The organism is Nonomuraea sp. NPDC005692, from assembly GCF_040631115.1.
Classification (GTDB): Bacteria; Actinomycetota; Actinomycetes; order Streptosporangiales; family Streptosporangiaceae; genus Nonomuraea.
This window is the reverse complement of sequence record NZ_JBEXYU010000078.1, coordinates 1-2,720: the sequence shown is the minus strand read 5'-3', so window position 1 is coordinate 2,720 and position 2,720 is coordinate 1. Positions and strand designations below refer to the sequence as shown.

Sequence of the window (2,720 nt, the reverse complement as noted above, 5' to 3'; positions counted from 1 at the left end):
GTGTCGGATGGTGGGTGGACCCCGGCGACCAGGGGCGCGTTGTCGTGGACGGCGTCCTCGACCACGCCGTGGGTCTACGCCAAGGTCACCGATCCGGACTCGCGCGCCTCGCGGTTGTGGGTCCAGATCGAGCACGACGCGGCCGAACAGGGCTCCGGGGTGATCTGGGAGGGCAAGGGCACCGCCGCCGCCCAGTCAGGGGCGAACGCCTGGGTGCAGGTCCCGGCCGCGAAGCTGACCGACGGCATGAGGATCCGCTGGCGGGTGCGTGGTGAGACGACCACGAACGTCGTCGGCCCGTGGTCGGACTGGTCCGCCACCGTCATCGACCTGCGCAAGCCGTCCGTGGAGTCGCTGGGCATGGATCCGGCGCTGCCGGGTTCGGCGTCGTGGACGGCGGGGTCGGTGACGCCGTGGTTGTACGCGAAGGTGAGCGATCCGGACAACCGGTCCAGCAGGTTGAACGTGGAGGTGGAGCATGATCCGGCCGCCACGGCTCAGGGGACGGGGCTGATCTGGGCGGGTTCGTCGTCGAAGGATTATGCGACGGGGACGATTGCCTGGGCGGGCGTGCCGTCGGGGAAGTTGTCCGATGGTTGGCAGGTTCGCTGGCGGGCGCGGGCGACGACGGCCTCGGGGGTGTCGGGGCCGTGGTCGGCGTGGGTGTCGGCGCGGGTGGACACGACGGTGTTCCGGACGGTTCCGCCCGGCCCGGTGACGAGCGAGGCGGCGCCTTCGCTGGGTCAGTCGGTGTCGGATGTGTGGACGTTGCCGAGCGAGTATCCGGTGTTCACCGCGGCGATCTCCGATGCCGATCGTCGGCCTGGTGTGCTGGAGGCCGAGGTCGAGCACGATCCGGCCGTGCCGGGTCAAGGCAGTGGGTTGATCTGGTCGGGGCAGAGCACGACGTTCGGGGAGACCTGCTTCACCGGCCAGCCGTGTGCGGCCTCGCACACGTCACCCGCGGCGGAGGGGATCCAGAACGGCTGGTCGATCCGCTGGCGCGTGCGGGCCGTGGTGCAGTCGACGGATGCCTCCGGTGCGCTGGTCGCGGGGCCGTGGTCGGGCTGGCAGCTCGCGCGGGTGGACACCTCCAAGCCGGTGGTGTCGGATCTGTCGGTGTCGACGGGCCAGCTCGCGTCGAAACTGTGGACGCTGCCGTCCACGCAGCCGTCGTTCTCCGCCCACGGCGCCGACCCGGAGTCGCGGTCGTTGAAGCTGGAGGCGCAGGTCGAGCACGACCCGTCCGCCGCCGGGCAGGGGAGTGGGCTGATCTGGTCGGACACCGGTCAGGTGTCGAGCGGTTCGTGCTCGACCTGGAGCCCCTGCTCGTTGCAGACGCCGGCGGTGACAGAGGGCAAGCTGAAGGACGGCTGGCTGGTCCGCTGGCGTGTCCGGGCCTCCACCTCTGGACAGGTGGCGGGGCCGTGGTCGGAGTGGCAGTCCGCGCGGGTGGACACCTCCAAGCCGATCGTGTCCCAGGCATCGGTCTCGCCGGGCCAGTCGGTGTCGGGGCTGTGGACGTTGTCGTCGACGCAGCCGTCGTTCTCCGCCTACGCTACGGACCCGGAGTCGCGGTCGCTGCGGCTGGAGGCGCAGATCGAGCACGACCCGTCGGCCACCGTGCAGGGCAGCGGGCTGATCTGGTGGGCCGCCGGTGCGGTGTCGAGCGCATCGTGCTCGACCTGGAGCCCCTGCTCGTTGCAGACGCCGACAGTGGCGGCGGGCGAGTTGAAGGACGGCTGGCTGGTCCGCTGGCGGGTGCGCGCGACCACCTCCGGGCAGGTGTCGAGCCCGTGGTCGGAGTGGCAGTCGGCGCGGATCGACGCCTCCAAGCCGGTGCTGTCCGATCTGTCGGTGTCGACGGGGCAGCTGTCGTCGGGGTTGTGGCGGTTGTCGTCCACGACGCCGTATTTCGCCGCGTCGGGTGCTGATCCGGAGTCGCGGTCGCTGAAGCTGGACGCCGAGGTCGAGCATGATCCGTCGGTTCCCGCTCAGGGGGCGGGGTTGATCTGGTCCGACAGCGGTCAGGTGTCGAGCGGTTCGTGCTCGACGTGGAGCAAGTGTTCCTTGCAGACGCCCACTGTTACGTCCGGCAAGTTGAAGGACGGCTGGCTGGTCCGCTGGCGCGTCAGGGTGTCCACCTCTGGGCAGGTGTCGAGCCCGTGGTCGGAGTGGCAGTCGGCGCGGGTGGACATCTCCAAGCCGGTGGTGTCGGATCTGTCGGTGTCGACGGGTCAGTTGTCGTCCGGGCTGTGGAGGTTGACGTCCACGACGCCGTCCTTCTCGGCCTACGGCGCTGATCCCGAGTCGCGGTCGCTGAAGCTGGACGCCGAGGTCGAGCACGACCCTTCGGTTCCCGTCCAGGGGGCGGGGCTGATCTGGTCCGACAGCGGTCAGGTGTCGAGCGGATCGTGCTCGACGTGGAGCAAGTGTTCCCTGCAGACCCCCACCGTGACGTCCGGCAAGTTGAAGGACGGCTGGCTGGTCCGCTGGCGTGTCAGGGTGTCCACCTCTGGGCAGGTGTCGGGCCCGTGGTCGGAGTGGCAGTCGGCGACGGTCCAGGTCAGTGGCACGGCGGGCAGCGGTCTGGGCGCCGTTCCGGCCACGCGTGGCACTGATGCGTGGACGTTGGCGTCGGTGACGCCGTGGTTGTTCGGGAAGGTGTCCGACGCCGGTGGGGCGCGGCTGGTGCTGGGCGCGGAGGTCGAGCACGATCC

1 protein-coding gene is annotated in these 2,720 nt (G+C 70.3%); it reads left to right on the top strand.

The annotated features are described in order from the left end of the window. Positions 1-2,720 (top strand): hypothetical protein (locus ABZ459_RS52655; RefSeq protein ID WP_357989079.1); only part of this gene is annotated, 2,720 nt, incomplete at both ends.